This window comes from Escherichia sp. TW14182 (genome assembly GCF_000208525.1).
Lineage (GTDB): Bacteria > Pseudomonadota > Gammaproteobacteria > Enterobacterales > Enterobacteriaceae > Escherichia > Escherichia ruysiae.
Window position 1 is genome coordinate 1 of the sequence record NZ_AEJZ01000301.1, and the last position, 763, is coordinate 763.

Annotated in this window: 2 protein-coding genes; both read left to right on the forward strand. The window is 50.7% G+C overall.

Annotated elements, in window-relative coordinates:
- Positions 1-394: DUF1627 domain-containing protein (locus EQY_RS0120315; RefSeq protein WP_000851552.1), on the forward strand; the 394-nt coding region annotated here is incomplete at its 5' end.
- A 15-nt stretch (positions 395-409) separates the two neighbouring features.
- Positions 410-763 (forward strand): DUF977 family protein (locus EQY_RS0120320; protein WP_024212675.1); only part of this gene is annotated, 354 nt, incomplete at its 3' end.

Sequence of the window (763 nt, forward strand, 5' to 3'; positions counted from 1 at the left end):
GGCACGCGTAAACCAGAACGGTAAATTTCGCTACTGCATACCGGGCGATAATTTACCAGCAGAGCCGAAGATTGCATCGGTAGAGAAAACTGATGGTAAAGCCAGGCCTCAGCCAGCGGGTGTTGCATTACCAGCCCAGGAAGCTGCAACACAGGAAGAAATTAAAACAGAAACTGTGGTGGATATTGTGCAGTCGTTGCCATCGTTTACTGCAACGCGAGCCGATGACCTGATTTTACCATCGCTGCATCTGGCAAACCGCGAACTGCGTCGGGCGAAAAATCATGTCCAGAAGTGGGAGCGTGTCTGCGCCGCGCTGCGGGAGCTGAACAAGCACCGGGATATTGTTCAACAGATTACTGATTCTTCCCGCCACGTTGCACCGGAAAAGTGATTGTCGGAGGCGCTTATGGCAAGAGTATTTACACAGGAAGAACGGGAAGAAGTGAAGGCGCGCATTGTGGAAGTGGTACGCAGAGATGGGCGGAAAACACGTAAGCAACTGGAGGATGAAACCGGAGCAACGAGACACCTGATAGAAGTTCTGGCGAAAGAGCTGGTAGTTAGTGGCGCAGTATATGGTTCAGGACATGGAATATTTCCTTCGGAGCAGGCTCGTAAGGACTGGATAAAAGCCTGCAAAAAAATGTCGAGAGCGGCAGTGAAAAAGAAGAGCGACCCTGACCTGATTTATTCATTACCAGACGGAGAAATACGTCGTTACGACAGGCGTCTGAACATAATCTGTCGCGAGTGCCGGAAG